The sequence below is a fragment of the Kineosporia succinea genome (assembly GCF_030811555.1).
Lineage (GTDB): Bacteria > Actinomycetota > Actinomycetes > Actinomycetales > Kineosporiaceae > Kineosporia > Kineosporia succinea.
This window is the reverse complement of record NZ_JAUSQZ010000001.1, coordinates 7,787,238-7,802,548: the sequence shown is the minus strand read 5'-3', so window position 1 is coordinate 7,802,548 and position 15,311 is coordinate 7,787,238. Positions and strand designations below refer to the sequence as shown.

The 15,311-nt window shown below is 71.1% G+C and carries 12 protein-coding genes; 4 read left to right on the top strand and 8 right to left on the bottom strand.

Translation table 11 applies throughout. From position 1 onward, the window contains the following. Nucleotides 1-8 precede the first annotated feature (8 nt). The 4 genes from J2S57_RS34045 (at nucleotide 9) to J2S57_RS34030 (ending at nucleotide 5,461) form a co-directional block, all read left to right on the top strand. Nucleotides 9-1,532, top strand: coding sequence for a sugar ABC transporter ATP-binding protein (locus J2S57_RS34045; RefSeq protein ID WP_307250504.1), 1,524 nt, complete (start codon nucleotides 9-11; stop codon nucleotides 1,530-1,532). Further along, on the top strand, nucleotides 1,529-2,554 hold the full coding sequence (locus J2S57_RS34040; protein ID WP_307250502.1) for an ABC transporter permease: 1,026 nt from the start codon (nucleotides 1,529-1,531) through the stop codon (nucleotides 2,552-2,554). The genes J2S57_RS34045 and J2S57_RS34040 overlap by 4 nt, the downstream gene beginning before the upstream one ends. Beyond that, nucleotides 2,551-3,600 carry a galactofuranose ABC transporter, permease protein YjfF gene (yjfF, locus tag J2S57_RS34035; RefSeq protein ID WP_307250500.1) on the top strand — a complete coding sequence of 350 codons (1,050 nt, stop codon included), beginning with the start codon at nucleotides 2,551-2,553 and terminating at the stop codon, nucleotides 3,598-3,600. The genes J2S57_RS34040 and yjfF overlap by 4 nt, the downstream gene beginning before the upstream one ends. Nucleotides 3,601-3,712: 112 nt before the next feature. Beyond that, on the top strand, nucleotides 3,713-5,461 hold the full coding sequence (locus tag J2S57_RS34030) for a sensor histidine kinase (protein ID WP_307250497.1): 1,749 nt from the start codon (nucleotides 3,713-3,715) through the stop codon (nucleotides 5,459-5,461). Nucleotides 5,462-5,468: 7 nt separating this feature from the next. Here the strand turns inward: J2S57_RS34030 and J2S57_RS34025 are convergent, their stop codons facing one another. From J2S57_RS34025 to J2S57_RS33990, 8 genes are all read right to left on the bottom strand, one after another. Continuing rightward, nucleotides 5,469-6,083 (bottom strand): PilZ domain-containing protein, encoded by a 615-nt coding sequence (locus J2S57_RS34025; RefSeq protein ID WP_307250495.1) that lies wholly within the window; start codon nucleotides 6,081-6,083, stop codon nucleotides 5,469-5,471. Beyond that, complete coding sequence (locus tag J2S57_RS34020) at nucleotides 6,080-6,700, bottom strand: hypothetical protein (protein ID WP_307250493.1); 621 nt, start codon at nucleotides 6,698-6,700, stop codon at nucleotides 6,080-6,082. The genes J2S57_RS34025 and J2S57_RS34020 overlap by 4 nt, the downstream gene beginning before the upstream one ends. Nucleotides 6,701-7,767: 1,067 nt before the next feature. Continuing rightward, nucleotides 7,768-8,085 carry a hypothetical protein gene (locus J2S57_RS34015; protein ID WP_307250492.1) on the bottom strand — a complete coding sequence of 106 codons (318 nt, stop codon included), beginning with the start codon at nucleotides 8,083-8,085 and terminating at the stop codon, nucleotides 7,768-7,770. A gap of 188 nt (nucleotides 8,086-8,273) precedes the next feature. Further along, a complete protein-coding gene (locus tag J2S57_RS34010) occupies nucleotides 8,274-9,395 on the bottom strand; it encodes an acyl-CoA dehydrogenase family protein (protein ID WP_307250490.1) in 1,122 nt (373 codons plus the stop codon). Further along, nucleotides 9,392-11,266: an FkbM family methyltransferase gene (locus J2S57_RS34005; RefSeq protein WP_307250488.1), complete on the bottom strand. Its 1,875-nt coding sequence runs from the start codon at nucleotides 11,264-11,266 to the stop codon at nucleotides 9,392-9,394. Before J2S57_RS34005 ends, J2S57_RS34010 begins: the two co-directional genes overlap by 4 nt. Then, entirely contained in the window at nucleotides 11,263-12,444 is a 1,182-nt protein-coding gene (locus J2S57_RS34000; protein WP_307250486.1) for an alpha/beta fold hydrolase, read from the bottom strand. The genes J2S57_RS34005 and J2S57_RS34000 overlap by 4 nt, the downstream gene beginning before the upstream one ends. Then, nucleotides 12,441-13,385 carry a chlorinating enzyme gene (locus tag J2S57_RS33995; RefSeq protein WP_307250483.1) on the bottom strand — a complete coding sequence of 315 codons (945 nt, stop codon included), beginning with the start codon at nucleotides 13,383-13,385 and terminating at the stop codon, nucleotides 12,441-12,443. The genes J2S57_RS34000 and J2S57_RS33995 overlap by 4 nt, the downstream gene beginning before the upstream one ends. Then, nucleotides 13,382-15,247, bottom strand: coding sequence for an amino acid adenylation domain-containing protein (locus J2S57_RS33990; RefSeq protein WP_307250481.1), 1,866 nt, complete (start codon nucleotides 15,245-15,247; stop codon nucleotides 13,382-13,384). Before J2S57_RS33990 ends, J2S57_RS33995 begins: the two co-directional genes overlap by 4 nt. Nucleotides 15,248-15,311: the final 64 nt, after the last annotated feature.

Genomic DNA, 15,311 nt, shown 5'->3' with positions numbered 1-15,311 from the left:
CACAGGTCATGGCCGATACGGCCGACACGGCCACGATTCTCGAGATGACCGGGATCCGTAAGGTCTTCCCGGGGGTGGTGGCGCTCGACGGGGTGGACCTGCGGCTGCGCGCCGGTGAGGTGCACGCCCTGATGGGCGAGAACGGCGCCGGGAAGTCGACGCTGATCAAGGTTCTCACCGGTGTGTACGACATCGACGGCGGGGGCATCACGCTGGCCGGGGAGCCGGTGCGCTTCTCCGGGCCGCTGCCCGCGCAGCAGGCCGGGATCAGCACGGTCTACCAGGAAGTGAATCTCTGCGCGAACCTGTCGGTGGCCGAGAACATCCTGCTCGGCCGGGAACCGCGCACCCTCGGGCGGATCCGCTGGGGAGCCATGCGCCGACGGGCCCGGGAACTGTTGCGGGGCCTCGATCTCGACCTGGACGTCACCGCGCCGCTGGGCACGTACTCGCTGGCCGTGCAGCAGATGGTCGCGATCGCGCGAGCGGTCGACATCGACGCCAAGGTCCTGATCCTCGACGAGCCGACCTCGAGCCTCGATGCCTCCGAGGTCGCTCAGCTGTTCTCGGTGATGCGGCGCCTGAAGAGCCAGGGCGTGGCGATCGTGTTCGTCTCGCACTTCCTCGACCAGGTCTACGAGATCGCCGACCGGATGACGGTCCTGCGCAACGGGAAACTGGTGGGCGAGTACCGCACCGCCGAACTGCCCCAGATGCAGCTCGTGGAGCGGATGATCGGCAAGGAACTCTCCACCCTCGAAGACCTCGAGAAGCAGCCCACCGGCCAGGGCCGGCGCGCCGAGCCGCTGCTCGAGGCCGACGGCCTGGGCCGCAAGGGGGGCATCGCGCCGTTCACGCTGAACATTCACGCCGGTGAGATCGTGGGCCTGGCCGGACTTCTCGGGTCGGGACGCACCGAGCTGGCCCGGTTGCTGTTCGGGGCCGACCGCTCGGACTCCGGTTCCCTGACGGTGGACGGACGGCCGGTCACCTTGCGGGGGCCACGGGCCGCGATGTCGAAGGGCATTGCCTTCTCGTCGGAGAACCGCCGCACCGAGGGGGTGGTGGGCGACCTGACCGTGCGCGAGAACATCATCCTCGCGCTGCAGGCCTCGCGGGGCTGGCTGCGGCCGATCTCGCGCCGGCGGGCCGACGAGCTGGTGGCGAAATACGTGGAGGCGCTGCAGATCCGCCCGGCCGACCCGGATCGGCGGGTGAAGGACCTGAGCGGCGGCAACCAGCAGAAGGTGCTGCTGGCGCGCTGGCTGATCACCGAGCCCCGGCTGTTCATCGTCGACGAGCCGACCCGCGGCATCGACGTCGGCGCCAAGACCGAGATCCAGCGCCTGATCGCGGAACTCGCCGACGGCGGGATGGCCGTGCTGTTCGTCAGCGCCGAGCTGGAGGAGGTGCTGCGCCTCAGCCACACGATCGAGATCCTGCGCGACCGGCAGCTGGTCGAGGAACTGGAGAACACCGACGCCGTGGACGCGGACCGGATCATGCAGACCATCGCCGGGGGCGTCTCGTGAGCCGGTACGCGAGGCACCACCTGTTCTGGCCCCTGGCCGTGCTCGTGCTGCTGCTGGTGCTGAACCTGTTCTTCGCGAACAACTTCTTCCGGATCACCGTGATCGACGGCCACCTCTACGGCTCGATCATCGACATCGCCCGCCGCGCGGCCCCGCTGATCCTGGTCGGGGTCGGCATGACGCTGGTGATCGCGACCGGCGGCATCGACCTGTCGGTGGGCTCGGTGATGGCCGTCAGCGGGGCTCTGGCCTGCCTGATGATCGGTGACCTGAGCGACCAGAACAGCCTGGTGGGGGTGCTCGGCGCGATCGCCGTGGCGCTGCTGCTGTGTCTGGGACTCGGTGTCTGGAACGGGTTCCTGGTCTCGGTGATCGGGATCCAGCCCATCGTGGCCACCCTCATCCTGATGGTGGCCGGACGCGGCCTGGCCCAGCTGATCACCGGCGGGCAGATCCTCAACGTGCAGTCGAGCCCGTACCGGCAGATCGGCGCCGGGTACTTCCTGGCGATCCCGGTCTCGGTGATCATCGCGGTGCTCGTCGCGCTCGCGCTCACCCAGCTGGTGCGGCGCACGGCGCTGGGCCTGCTGCTGGAGGCGGTCGGCGGCAGCCCGGCCGCGAGCCGTCTGGCCGGCATCCAGGCGCGCGGGCTGACCTGGCTGGTCTACGTGATCGCGGCCGTCTGCGCCGGGGTCGCCGGGCTGATCTACAGCTCGAACGTCAACAGTGCCGACTCCAACGCGGCGGGCAACCTGATCGAGCTCGACGCCATCCTGGCCGTCGTCATCGGCGGCACGGCCCTGACCGGGGGCCGGTTCTCGCTGGGCGGCACCGTGCTCGGGGCGGTGCTGATCGAGACGCTCAACGTCACGATCGTCAGCGTCGGCATCCCGCCCGAGGCGAACCTGCTGTTCAAGGCCGTGGTCGTGGTGGTGCTCTGCCTGGCCCAGTCGCAGGCGTTCCGGGAACGTGTCCTGACCCGGCGAACCACCCGGCGAAAAGCCAAGGAGGCCGTCGCATGACCAGCGGCACGAACAGCACGGTCGACCTCGAGGCACCCGAGCCGGGCACCGGCGCGTCCACCATCGGCCGTAACCCGTGGCAGCCGAACCGGCAGCACATCCCGGTGCTGGCCACGCTCACCCTGCTCGCGTTCATGTACGGCCTCGGGGTGGTGAACTACGAGGGGTTCGGCGACATCCAGGTCGTCCTGAACGTGTTCGTGGACAACGCCTTCCTGCTCGTGGTCGCGGTCGGCATGACGTTCGTGATCCTGACCGGCGGCATCGACCTGTCGGTGGGAGCGGTGGTGGCCCTGACCACCACGCTCGGCGCGACCCTGCTGAACGCCGGCTGGCCCGCCTACGTGGTGCTGCCGCTGCTGCTCCTGCTCGGCACCACGCTCGGTGTGTCGATGGGCGCGGTGATCCACTACTTCAAGGTCGAGCCGTTCATCGCGACGCTCGCCGGGATGTTTCTCGCCCGCGGCATCGCGCTGCTGATCAACCGCAACTCGATCCCGATCGACAACGATTTCTGGGTGTCGGTGGCGCAGCAGCGGGTGCGGTTCGACAAGGGCGTGTTCATCTCCTCCAGCGTGATCGTGGCGCTGGCGGTGGTCCTGGTCGCGGCGCTGGTGCTGGCCTGGACCCGGTTCGGGCGGGTGGTCTACGCGATCGGCGGCAATGCCGATTCCGCGCTGCTGATGGGCCTTCCCGTGGCCCGTACGCGGATCGCGGTGTACGGGATCAGCGGGTTCTGCGCGTCGCTGGGCGGGGTGCTCTACAGCTTCTACACGCTGAGCGGCTACAGCCTGCACGCCAACGGTCTCGAGCTGGACGCGATCGCGGCGGTCGTCATCGGCGGCGTGCTGCTGGCGGGTGGCTCGGGTTACCTGTTCGGCACGGTGCTGGGGGTGCTCGTGCTCGGGCTGATCCAGACGATCATCACGTTCGAGGGCACCCTGAGCTCGTGGTGGACGCGGATCGTGGTCGGGGTGCTGCTGTTCGCCTTCATCGTGCTGCAGCGGGTGGTGACCGGGAAACGGGCGGTGCGACGCACGGATTGACCCGGCGGCCCTGGTTCCCGGCGATCCGGGCGAGCCGAGTCGGCCGGGGTCCGATCGCCCCGGCTAGAGTGCGCGGCCAGGGGATGTTCGGAGGCGGGGCGGGGGCGTCAGCATGACAGAGCAGCGGGACACGACCGGGGACTTCCTGACCTTCCCGGATCTGCCCCGGCTCGAACTCGACCAGCTGCTGGGGCAGTTGATCGAGCGGGCCAACGAAGTCATGGGTACGCAGGGACGCCTGCGGGGGTTGTTGCGGGCGAACCAGCTCGTGAACGGTGGCCTGACGCTGAACACAGTGCTGCGGCGGGTCGTCGAGGCCGCCTGTGAACTGGTGGGGGCCCGGTACGGGGCCCTGGGCGTGATCGCCCCGTCCGGGGGACTGGCCGAATTCGTGCATGTGGGGATGGACCCCGACACCGTGGCGGCCATCGGTGGTCTTCCTGAGGGCAACGGCCTGCTGGGAGCCCTGATCGATGCGCCGGAGCCGATCCGGCTCCGGCGCATCGAGGACGACCCGCGGTCCCGGGGTTTCCCGCCGCGTCACCCTCCGATGCAGAGTTTTCTGGGGGTACCCGTGATCGTCCGGGGGGAGGTCTTCGGCAATCTGTACCTGGCGGACGGGGCCAAGGGGGCGTTCAGCTCCGAGGACGAGGAACTGGCGCGGGCTCTGGCGGCGACCGCGGGCGTCGCGATCGACAACGCCAGGCTGTACGAGTCGGCGCGCACCCAGGGCGAGTGGCTGAGGGCCAACGCGGAGATCGCGTCCTGTCTGCTCTCGGAGGAGCCGGCGGAACTCACACTGCACCTGATCGCTGAGCGCAGTCTGCGGATCGCCCAGGCGGATCTGGTCGCCCTGGTCCTGCCCGACGAGGACGACGCCGGCCTCGTCCAGATCAAGCTGGCGGCCGGGGATGCCGCCGAGGCCGTGACCGGGCAGAAGGCGCCCCGGTCGTCCACGCTCGCGGGGCGGGTCCTGGTGTCCGGTGTCTCCATGAGGGTGGCCAACATCGGTGATGTCGACGGAGTGGTGCCGTCCCGGGCCCTGGACCGGGACGTGGGGCCGGCCCTGGTCGTACCCATGCTCGGGTCGCGGGGCGTGCGGGGCGTGCTCAGCCTGATTCGTTCCGCCGGGGCGAGGCCCTTCACCGCGGAGGACGAGTCCCTGGCGGGCGGGTTCGCGAATCAGGCGGCGATCGCGATGGAGCTCGCGGAGAACCGCGCCGAACGCGAGCGCCTGGCCGTGCTGGACGAACGGCAGCGTATCGCCGATGACCTGCATGATCACGTCATCCAGCAGCTGTTCGCCGACGGCCTCACCCTGCAGTCGATCACCGGGCTGGTGCCTGCGGGGCGTGTGCACGAGACGGTCGAAAGGGTGATCGACGATCTGGACGACACGATCGCCCGCATTCGCTCGAGCATCTTCCGGCTCGGGCAGGGGGGTGTCGAGTACCCGGGGCACGGGGCCAGATCACGGCTGCTGAATGTGGTGGACGCCGCCACCCCGGTGCTCGGATTCACCCCGGCGGTTCACTTCTCGGGGATGCTCGACCAGCTGCGAGGGTCTCTGGTCGACGATCTGGTGGCCGTGCTGCGCGAAGGCCTGAGCAATGTGTCGCGCCACGCCCGGGCATCGGCGGTGCAGGTGAGTGTCCGGGTGAGCGACGTCGTGACCGTGGTGATCGAGGACGACGGGACCGGGATCAGGGCGGATGTGCCCCGCAGCGGCCTGAACAATCTTGGCCGCCGGGCGGAGAGAGCGGGGGGAAGCATGCTGCTGGAGCGAGGAGAACGAGGTGGCACCCGGTTCAGCTGGACAGCGGTGGTGAACCGGACACCACCGGCGGAGCCGATGCGGTGACGGCCGATCAGAGCATCGCGTAGCTTGTCAGGAAGGTGACCAGGGCTGATCGGTCGCTCAGGGGAACGGTGAACCGCAGGCGCACGGTCTGGGCGGGTCCCTCACCGATCACGAGACTGTGAAGACGGCATGCGCCCGACGGGAGTCCCAGGATCACGAGGGCCTGGGCCCCGGCCGGGGGCCAGGCGCCACTGGGCGCTCGCAGCCGCACGCCCGTCAGAGACAGGTCATGGCTCTCGCACCAGACCGTCTCCTCCGTTCCGGTGGATTCGGGCGTCCAGCTGAGGATGCACGGAAGGTGCACGGTGATCCGTGGGGGCCTGCGAAAGGGGAGCAGAACGGCGGGTCCGGCCAGACGCCCGCGTAGGTGCGTCCCCGCGTTCCAGCAGTAGGTCGGCACACAGAGCAGACCTCCGTTCACCGCCACGCGGACGGAGGCTGCATGGATGCTGCCGTCGAGCAGCCAGTCCGGGCCTGGAGCCTGTCTGAGGATCTCGAAGTGGGTGTCCCGGAGGACAGTGACGACACCGGGGACCTCGCAGGACCGGACCACCACGCGAACCTGGGTCCCGGCTCTCACGAGGCCCATGAGATCGTCCGTGGTCTGGGGATTCTGGGTCATGTCGGCTCCTTCGTCGTGGGTACAGCTGGTCGGCGGAACGGTGTGATCGGGCTTCTGGGCGTGCTCACGGTGAGAAGGGTCAGGCAGGTCGTGCTCAGACCGATGGCCGCCAGTCCCGCGAGGACGAACAGCGCCACTGTGCTGCGGGAGAGGGCGGCTACGGCGTCGCTGCGGTCCTTCAGCTCGCTCGCCAGGTCGCTCAGGATCCGGCGAAGTGCCTCGCTCCGGGAGCGGAGCTGAAATGACGTCGGGGTCCCGGCCGTCACACGCAGCTCTCGTCGCAGAGGCATCAGTGCGGTCGCGTCCACCCCCGGGTGGTCCCGGGCCAGGGCATCGAACGCCGTCAGCGCGTCGCGAGCGAGCTGGACGGCGGAGGCCGGCGCGGGTCCCACGGCGACGGAACGGTCGGAGGCAACGGTGGAGCCGGTCGCCCAGACGTGGGCGATGCGCAGGTCGGCCTCGTATCCCGCCGTGAGCAACTCCTCCAGCTGGGTCACGCGTACCTGAGCCCGGTACTGGGACGCCAGGGAGAACTGGCCCAGGACGGTCAGGTCCACCACGGTCACGACCAGGAGGGTGGTCAGGAGCTGGAGACGAACGGTCCGGGGAAATCGCATCGGAGGAGCCCTTCTCGAGGCTGACCGGTCTACTGGTGCACCTTCGCTTCCCAGGTCGTCGACCGGTCCGGGGTCGCCCGTAGATCTTTGTGGCCCGGTCACTCGGCAGATGCCGAAGTACCCACGAAGGTCCTGCCGAGGAGAGGGCTTTGGTCCCGAGCGGGTCGCGGCGGGCGGTATTGGGGCCATCCGGTTCGGTGCCCGGTGGGGATACGGGTGGCAGGCGTTCCGGGAGGCGCGCCGGACTGGGTCCTGAAGACCGATTTGCCCGGTCCCGCATGTACTTTTGTGGCCGGTCCGAGGCGTCTGGACGAAGTCTCCGGTCAGGGCCGGATGCCCTCTTGGTCTCAGATACCGGCCGGTCTGGCGGCGGCGTCACGCACGATGACTTTGGTCCCTGGCAAGAGCTTTTCATGAGGGGCTTGACTGAACACGGGTGAGGACAGCGCAGATTCACTCAAGGATGCGTGAGTCGGGACAGCCCCTCCGGTCATGCTGTCCTCACCCGCCACTCGCACGGGGGTGCCGGTCCGGGGAGCCGTGAACCGAGGTGACGGTACGCCCGTTGTTACGGGCATGGATCGTGGCACTGCTTCTCGGAGGGAAGACGACGTGGCATCCGGGACCGGTACGCCGGCCCAGACCCGCGACCAACCCCCGAAGGCCGCCGCCGCGTCCACCGCGACCAGGTGACCGGCTTCGGTGTCGACCTGCCGGGCGCGGGCGCCGACAAGGTTCTCGTACGTCGGAACCCCTGCCGCCGGGGCTCGGTGACAACCAGGAATTCCAGGCGGTCAGCGGCTCGTTCCCACGGAGAAATGTGAGGACGCCGTGGTGCTTTGACGTCAATGGCTCGGGAAGCGTGGAGTCGGGGACGGTGATCAACGCCCACGAGTGCCTGCCCGGCTCCCAGGACAACCGGATGTGGCGCCGCCGGGCCCGGGGCGACGGGTTCTTCCTGGCGCACGTGAAATCCGGCCGGTGCCTGAGCATCTCCGTGGGCGACGAGGTGGCCGACCTTCTACTCCTGCTCGGTCAAGGACGACCGCATCGGGGCTCCGGGCTGATCAGAACGACAGCTCGCTCTGCTCGCCCTCCGGCACCGCGCGGGTCTCGGAGGGCGCGTCGAGGTCGTGGTCGGGCACGACCAGCTGCCAGCGCATGGCGAAACGGTCGTGCCGGACCACCCCCTCGCGGGTCAGCTGGTGCAGCGACCGGCTGACCTGGTCGCCCACCACCAGCACCTGCCACGACGAGCGGATCTCGGCCGGGATCTGGTCCCACAGCCGCACCCGGACCTCCCGCAGGGTCAGACCCGCCCGGGAGGTGCGCAGGCAGGCCAGGACCCACGAGTCGGTCTGCGCGCTGAGCTGTTTGCTGTCCATCGCGGCATGCAACCACACCCGCCCGGTCTCGGCGCGGAGCCGGCGCGATGATGCCTGTCTCGCCGGCCTGTCTCGCCGGCCTGTCTCGCCGGCCTGTCTCGCCGGCCTGTCTCGCCGGCCTTTCTCGCCGGCCTCTCTCGCCGGCCCGGCCCGGCCCGGCGTGGCGTGGTGCCGGACGCGGGCCTCCTTCAGCCGTCGAGCAGAACATTCGCGATCAGATCGAGCATCACCTCGCTCGGCCCCGCGGCCATGGTGGCGGCGCGGGCTTCCCGATGGGCGCGGGCCACGGTGGAACCGGCTGTGTAGCCAGCGGATCCGTGCAGCTGCAGACAGCGGTCGGCCACCCGGCAGGCGAGCTCGGTGGCGTAGAGCTTGGCCGCGGAACACTCGCTCACGGCCAGGTCGCCCCGGTCGAGCCGCGCGGCGGCGTCGCGCACGAGCAGCCGCGCCGCCGCGAGTTCGGTGCTCAGCCCGGCCAGGGTGTGCCGCACCGACTGCAGATCGGCCAGCCGGGCCCCGAAGGCCTGGCGGGTGCGAACGTGGGTGATCGTGTCGTGCAGGCAACGGTCGGTGCCGCCGACGGCCAGAGCGGCCGCGACCACCCGCTCGGACTGGAAACCCCGCATCAGATAGTGGAAGCCGCGCCCGGCCCGGCCGATCAGAGCCCGGCCCGGCAGCCGGACGCCGTCGAACGAGACGTGTGCGGTGCCGGCGCAGTGCCAGCCCTCCAGCTCCTGCGGGGTGACGGTGACGCCCGGGCCGGGGAGGTCGACCACCAGCAGCGACAGCCCGGTGGGGCCGGTGGCACCCGGGCGGGTGCGGGCCGCGACCACCGCGAATCCGGCCGAGGTGGCGTTCGTGACCATGCTCTTGGCGCCGTGCAGCCGGTAGCCGTCGCCGTCCGGGACGGCCGTGGTGGTGAGGGCGTTCAGGTCGGCACCGGCTCCCGGCTCGGTGACGGCCAGGGCCGCGACCCGTTCCCCCCGGATCGCCGGGCCGAGGTAGGTCTCACGCAGTTCCGGCCCGGCCGCGGTGGCCAGGTAGTGCGTGGCCATCCAGGCGTGGACCCCGACCGCGGCCCGGAAACCGGCGTACCCGGTGCGGCCCAGCTCTTCGAGCGCGGGCAGCGACTGGGACAGCGACTGCCCCGAACCGCCGTCGGCCACCGGGTGCGGCAGGCCGAGCAGGCCGGCGGCCCCGAGAGCCTTCCACGCGGAGGGCGGGACCTGCCGCTGCGCCTCCCACTGCGGCAGATGAGGGACGACGTGCTCGCCCAGGAGGTCACGGAGCCGGCCGGGGGCGTAGGTCACGGAGTGCTCCGGGACGCGGCCGCGGCCAGGTCGGTGAACGAGCGGGCGGTGAAGACGGTGTCGGGCTCGAGTACTCCTTCGCCGAGCCGGGCGTCGACCCGGTCGATCAGGCGCACGGCGGTCAGGGAGGTGCCACCGAGTTCGAAGAAGTCGGCGTCGGAGGCGGAGGCGCCCGCGCCGAAGATCTCGTCCCAGATCTCGGCGAGAGTGGCGGTGACGTGGTCGTCGGGGCGGGACGGGGCGGTCTTGCCGGTCTTGCCGGTGATTTCGGTGACCTCGGTGAACCGGTTTCGATCGGTCGCGCCGGTGGGGCCGGTCGGGTGGGTCGGGCCGGTGGGGTCGGTCGCGTCGGTCCGGGCGGTTCGGGCGGTCCCGCCGGTCCCGCCGGTCCCGCCGGTCATGCCAGCCAGGGGGGCCAGGTCGGTCGGACCGGTCGGGTCGGTGGGGTCGGTCAGCTCAGTCGGGGCGGCCAGGTCGGGCACGTCGGCGAGGGAGCTGACCAGGACGACTCGCTCCGGCCATCCGCTGCCGTTGCGCTCGCGCAGGTCGGCGGCGAGCGCGCGGGCGGTGGGCCAGGGAGCCGGGGCGGGAATCGGGGCGGGAATCTGGCTGGAGGGCGCTGTCGGACTGGAGGGCGGTGTCGGACCTGAGGGCGTGCTGAGGGGCGGTGTCGGGCTGGGGGCCTGGCTGGGAGGCGTGCTGGGCGGCGGTGTCGGATTGGGGGGCGGTGTCGGGCTGAGGGCCTGACCGGGAGGCGTGCTGGGCGGCGGTGTCGGACTGGGCGGCGGTGTCGGACTGGGGGCCTGGGTGGGAGGCGTGCTGGGCGGCGGTGTCGGACTGGGCGGCGGTGTCGGCCTGAAGGCTTGGGCGGGGGGCGTGCTGGGTGTCGAGGGGGGAGCCGGGCTGGGACTTGTGGTGGGAGTCGCGGTGCGGGGCAGGCGTGTGGGCCGGGCGGGGGTGGGGCGGTGCGCGTACACGGTGTGCAGAGGGGTGCCGGTCAGTCTCGGGTCACGGTCGTGGGCGGCCCGGAAACCTTTGCCGCGCAACAGTTCGAGCGTTCGGACGAGCCGCCCGTCGAGATCGTGGACCTCGACGGCGATCTGCCGGATGCGGGGCCAGACGGTGTCGTCGATGCCGGCCAGCACCTCCCACTCGGCCTTCTCCACGTCGATCTTGAGCAGGTCGACGGTGTCCAGCCCGAACCGGGAGACCAGCTCGCTGACCGTGGTGACGGCGACGGAGCGGACCTCGCCGGTCATCCGCTCGCGCACCAGCCGGTCGAGGTCGAGGCCGGCGGCCTCGGGGGACGTGCTCAGGTAGGCGCGCAGCACCTCCTGGTCTTCGGTGTCGGAGGCGTCGCGGCCGGACATCACCGTGTTGCCGGCGTAGAAGGTCATCTCGATCGTGCCGGGCCGGTCTCCGACGGCCTGGTTCACCAGCGTCAGGTCGAGGTCGTGCACGTGCCCGTTGACGGTGACCGCCGCGGCCGGCTCGGGCATCGGCTCGACGGCGATGATGCGGGCGCCCGGGCTGAGGGAGCCGGCCAGCAGGGAGAACATGCCGATGTTGGCCCCGACGTCGACCACGACGGCGCCCGGCGCGAGAGTCAGACCGTGGCGCAGATAGGCGTTCTCGCGCCACACCTCGCGGTGCAGGAACTCGGTCTCGGGCCGGTTCACGCCCGCCACCAGCAGACCGGGGCCGGGCTCGTGCCACGTCAGGCCGGGCGGCAGGTCGAGAGTCGCGGCCCGGTGCAGAACCGGGGCGGTGGCGGGGTCGGGGACGACGTGCAGCACGCCACCGGCGCTGACGGTGGCCGCCGCGACCGCCGGGTGGGCGAGCACGGCCGCCAGCCGGTCGTGGCTGTTCAACGGCTGCTCCTCTCGGCGGCCGGGGTGTCTGAGGCGAGAAAATCGTCGGCCAGGGAGAGGATCTGGGGCCCCGCGTCGAAAGCGGCGAGGTGGTCGTGGTGCGCCAGCTCGACCAGCCGGGCCCGCCTCAGGTGCGCCGACACGTACCGGGAGCCGTCGGGATGCGCGGTGTGGTCGTCGGGACCGGTCACGACCAGGGTGGGCTGGGTGACCCGGGCCAGCAGCGGGCGGCAGTCGGTGGTCATGATCGCTCCGTTCAGCCGGCCGTACCGGTACAGCAGCTCGGCGGTGGCGTAGGGGTAGTAGAGGTGGTGGGCGATGTCGTCGCGCAGCGCGGCCAGCGTGGAGGGGCGCCGGAACAGCCGCTGCAGGGCGCCGGCCTTCTCGCGGCTGCGCCCGGCCTGCACCAGGAGCGCCTGCATGTCGTGCTGGTGCGGGGTCTTCGCGGCGTCGCCGCCCAGCTCGTAGTCGCCGTGCCACAGGCTCACCGAGCGCACCCGCGCGGAGTGCCCGGCCGCCTCCAGCGCGATCGCCGCCCCGCCGCACAGGCCGGCCAGGTGCACGTCGTCGAGGTCGAACGCGGACAGGACGCTGAGCACGTCACCGGCCTGGGCGGTGAGGTCCTGGCCGCGGCCGTCGAACCCGGGGTCGGAGAGCTGCCCGAACAGCCCCCGGCTCTCCCACGTGATCACCCGGTGCTCGCGGGACAGGTGCCGCACCCAGCCCCCGACCAGCCCGACCGGCATACCGCAGGCGCCCACGAGCAGCACCGGGCGGCCGGTGCGGGGGCCGGAGACGTAGCACCGCAGCACCGAGCCGTCGGAGGTTTCCACTTCCCGGGGGACGCGCTGGGCCCGGACGCCCGCCGGACCGGCCGGACCGGCCGGATCGACCGGACCGACCGGACCGACCGGGAAGGGGATCGCCCGGTTCAGCCGCCGGCCGATGATGAGCTCGGCCGCGGAATGCCCCTGGGCGTCGGGCGTGACCACGAGTGAGTCGTCGCCGGTGACCGAGGACAGGAGTTCCTGGGCCTGCTGACGGGCCCGCCCGGTCGGGGGCAGACCCGTCAGGTGCACCCGCTGGGGGGTGCCCAGGGCGTGCAGCAGCGGAGCCACGTCGAGGACGGCGGCGGCCGTGCGGGATGCGCTGTCGTCGACGCTCTCCGCCGCGCTCATCGTGCGTGGACGCCGAAGGCGTGGCCCCGGGTGGTCTCGGTGGCCAGGCGGTTGTGCCCGTAGGTGTCTTCACCGTGCACCAGCACCGCGCCGTAGCGCTCGAGGCTGACCTGACCGCCGTACTCCTGGATCTCCTCGGTGTCGGGATAGACGCGCACCGAGGTCGGCACGTACCGCCCGGCGAACCCCAGGCGCATCTGCTGGGAGAGCCCGGCGTGCGGGTGTGAGGCGTGCATCAGCGTGGACCAGAACACGATGAACTGCCCGGCGTGCATCTCCATCGAGCGGGCCTGGGACTCGTCGGGCTTCCAGTCCGGGTCGACCTGGAGCTCGCGGTAGTCGTAGCCGAAGAATCCCCTCCGGACACCGTCTTTCTCGACGTTCGACTGGGCCGGGTCGTAGTGCATCTTCTTGGTCTCGTCGTAGTTCATGCTCTGGTGCGTGCCCGGGATGAACTGCAGGCACCCGGTCTCGATCAGGGCGTCGGTGAAGGCGCACCACACGGTGATGGTTCCCCCGAAGTCCGAGCCGTTCGGCCACAGGATCTGCGGGGTGCCGGAGGCGTTGGCGAAGGTGTCGGCCTGGTGCCAGTCGGTGCCCTCGTCGCCGGGGTACTTGGGAAAGAACTCCGAGCGCCAGCACAGCACGTCGGGCCCGAGGATGCTGGCGACCCGGCCGACGATCTCGGGCCGGCTGATGTGGTCGGCCAGGAAGTCGTCGTCGAGGTGCCGGTCGTAGTTGGCGATGTTCGTGGCGCCGGACTTCGCCGCCTCGTCCTGGTAGACGGCGGCTGAGCGATCCATCAGCTCGATGCGCTTGCGGCGCCAGATCTGCTTCATCTCCTCCCGGTCGTACAGGGTGAAGGGGCCGACGAAACCGTTGGCCTGGAAGTGCTGCAGCTCGCTGTCGGACAGGGAGTAAGGGGATGTCTGGGTGGTCATCGGGTCTCGGCCTCCGCCAGCTCGTTTCGGGTGGTGCGGGCTGTCTCGACCCGGTCGGCCAGCGCGGCGACGGTGACCCCGTCGATCAGGACCGTCAGGTCGAGGTCGGTGGCGAACGTGCTGTTCACCTGTTCGAACATGCGCAGGACACTGAGCGAGGTGCCGCCCAGGTCGAAGAAGTCGTCGTGCGGGCCGAAATGGCTGATGCCCAGGATCTTCTGCCAGACCGTGGCGATGCCGGCCTCGATCTCGGGGCCGGGCTCGTGGTGCGCCCGCGGGCCGTCGAGGTCTTCTGCCGCCACGGCGTTGCGGTCGGCCTTGCCGTTGGGGGTGAGCGGGATCCGGGCCGCGGGCAGGTAGGTGGAGGGGCGCATGTGCCGGGGGAGGGAGGCCGCGGCCCGGGCCAGCAGCCGCGGGCGCAGGGGTTCCCACCACGTCTCGTCGGGAGCGGTGCCCGCCGGGGGCACGATGCGGGCGACGAGCCGGACGTCGCCGGGGCCGTGCTCGGAGGTGCCGACCACCGCCGCGCCCACCTCGGGCAGGACGGTGAGGGCGGCCTCGACCTCCTGGGGCTCGATCCGGAACCCGCGGACCGACAGCTGGTCGTCGGTGCGGCCCAGGTATTCGTAACCGGTTGGGGTGCGGCGCATCCGGTCTCCGGTGCGGTAGACCCGCAGGCCGGAGTCGAGGGTCAGGAAGCGCTGGCCGGTGAGGTCGGGCCGGTGCAGGTATCCCCGGGCCAGACCGGCACCCGAGACGTACAGTTCGCCGGGTTGCCCGGTGGGGACCGGCCGGCCCTGCTCGTCGAGCAGGTGGAAACCGAGGTGGGGCAGCGGTTCGCCGATCGGGCTGATCGCCGGCTCGTTCAGGTCGCCCGGACGCACGAACCGGTGGGTGGCGTGCACGGTGGTCTCGGTGATGCCGAACATGTTGACCACACGGGGGCGGTCGGAGCTGTGCCGCTCGAACCAGGGGCGCAGCATCTCCACGTCGAGCCGCTCCCCACCGAGGACGACCAGGCGCAGCTCCAGGAGTGAATCGTCGTGCCGGGGTGACAGGTTCGCATCGCTGGCGATGAACTGCCGGAACGCGGAGGGGGTCTGGCTGAGAACGGTGACCCCCTGGTCGGAGACCAGGCGCCAGAACCGTTCCGGGGAGCGGGAGATCTCGTACGGCACCACCACGAGCCGGGCGCCGGTGGTCCAGGCGCCCCAGATCTCCCAGACCGAGAAGTCGAAGGCGGCCGAGTGGAACATCGTCCAGACGTCGTTCTCGTCGAGGTCGAACAGGGAGCGGGTGACGGTGAGCAGCCGGGCCACGCTCGCGTGCTCGACCGCCACGGCCTTGGGCTCACCGGTCGAGCCGGAGGTGTGGATCACGTAGGCCAGGTCGTGGGGGGAGAGCGGAGCCGGTGGGCCGGTGGGGTCGGCCCCGGCCGGCTCACCGGCCCCGGCGGGGTCGACGACCTGCAGGTGCTCGTCGGCGGGGAGCCCGGCGCGGGTGGTGGCGGTGGCCACCACGACCGCCGCCCGGGAGGTCGTGACCAGCCGCCGGATCCGCTCCGGAGGGTTCGCCGGATCGATCGGGAGGTATGCGCCACCCGCCTTGACCACCGCCAGAAGTGCTGTGAGCAGCGTGGTTCCGGCTTCGGCGATCACTGGCACGACGCTGTCGCGGCCGACCCCGGCCCGGCGCAGGCGGGTGGCCAGGGCGGAGGCGGCCCGGTCGAGCTCGGCGTAGGTGAGATCGCCGTCGGGAGCGGAGACCGCCCGGCGCCCGGGGTGCCGGGACACCACGGCGCCGAACTGGGTGAGCAGATGGTCTTCGGCGCCCGCGGGTGCGCTCTCGGCTAAGGTGCTCATCGATCCACCGGGCCTTTCCGGTCGAGGTGATCCTGTGTCTGCGGCGGTTCCCGGACAGTCGCAG

Bases quoted from the DNA above. Each gene is read 5' to 3' on its own strand.
- J2S57_RS34025 (WP_307250495.1), bottom strand. From the start codon at position 6,083: ATGACCCAGAATCCCCAGACCACGGACGATCTCATGGGCCTCGTGAGA.
- J2S57_RS34015 (WP_307250492.1), bottom strand. From the start codon at position 8,085: ATGGACAGCAAACAGCTCAGCGCGCAGACCGACTCGTGGGTCCTGGCC.
- yjfF (WP_307250500.1), top strand. From the start codon at position 2,551: ATGACCAGCGGCACGAACAGCACGGTCGACCTCGAGGCACCCGAGCCG.
- J2S57_RS34045 (WP_307250504.1), top strand. From the start codon at position 9: ATGGCCGATACGGCCGACACGGCCACGATTCTCGAGATGACCGGGATC.
- J2S57_RS33995 (WP_307250483.1), bottom strand. From the start codon at position 13,385: ATGACCACCCAGACATCCCCTTACTCCCTGTCCGACAGCGAGCTGCAG.
- J2S57_RS34000 (WP_307250486.1), bottom strand. From the start codon at position 12,444: ATGAGCGCGGCGGAGAGCGTCGACGACAGCGCATCCCGCACGGCCGCC.
- J2S57_RS34020 (WP_307250493.1), bottom strand. From the start codon at position 6,700: ATGCGATTTCCCCGGACCGTTCGTCTCCAGCTCCTGACCACCCTCCTG.
- J2S57_RS34030 (WP_307250497.1), top strand. From the start codon at position 3,713: ATGACAGAGCAGCGGGACACGACCGGGGACTTCCTGACCTTCCCGGAT.
- J2S57_RS33990 (WP_307250481.1), bottom strand. From the start codon at position 15,247: ATGAGCACCTTAGCCGAGAGCGCACCCGCGGGCGCCGAAGACCATCTG.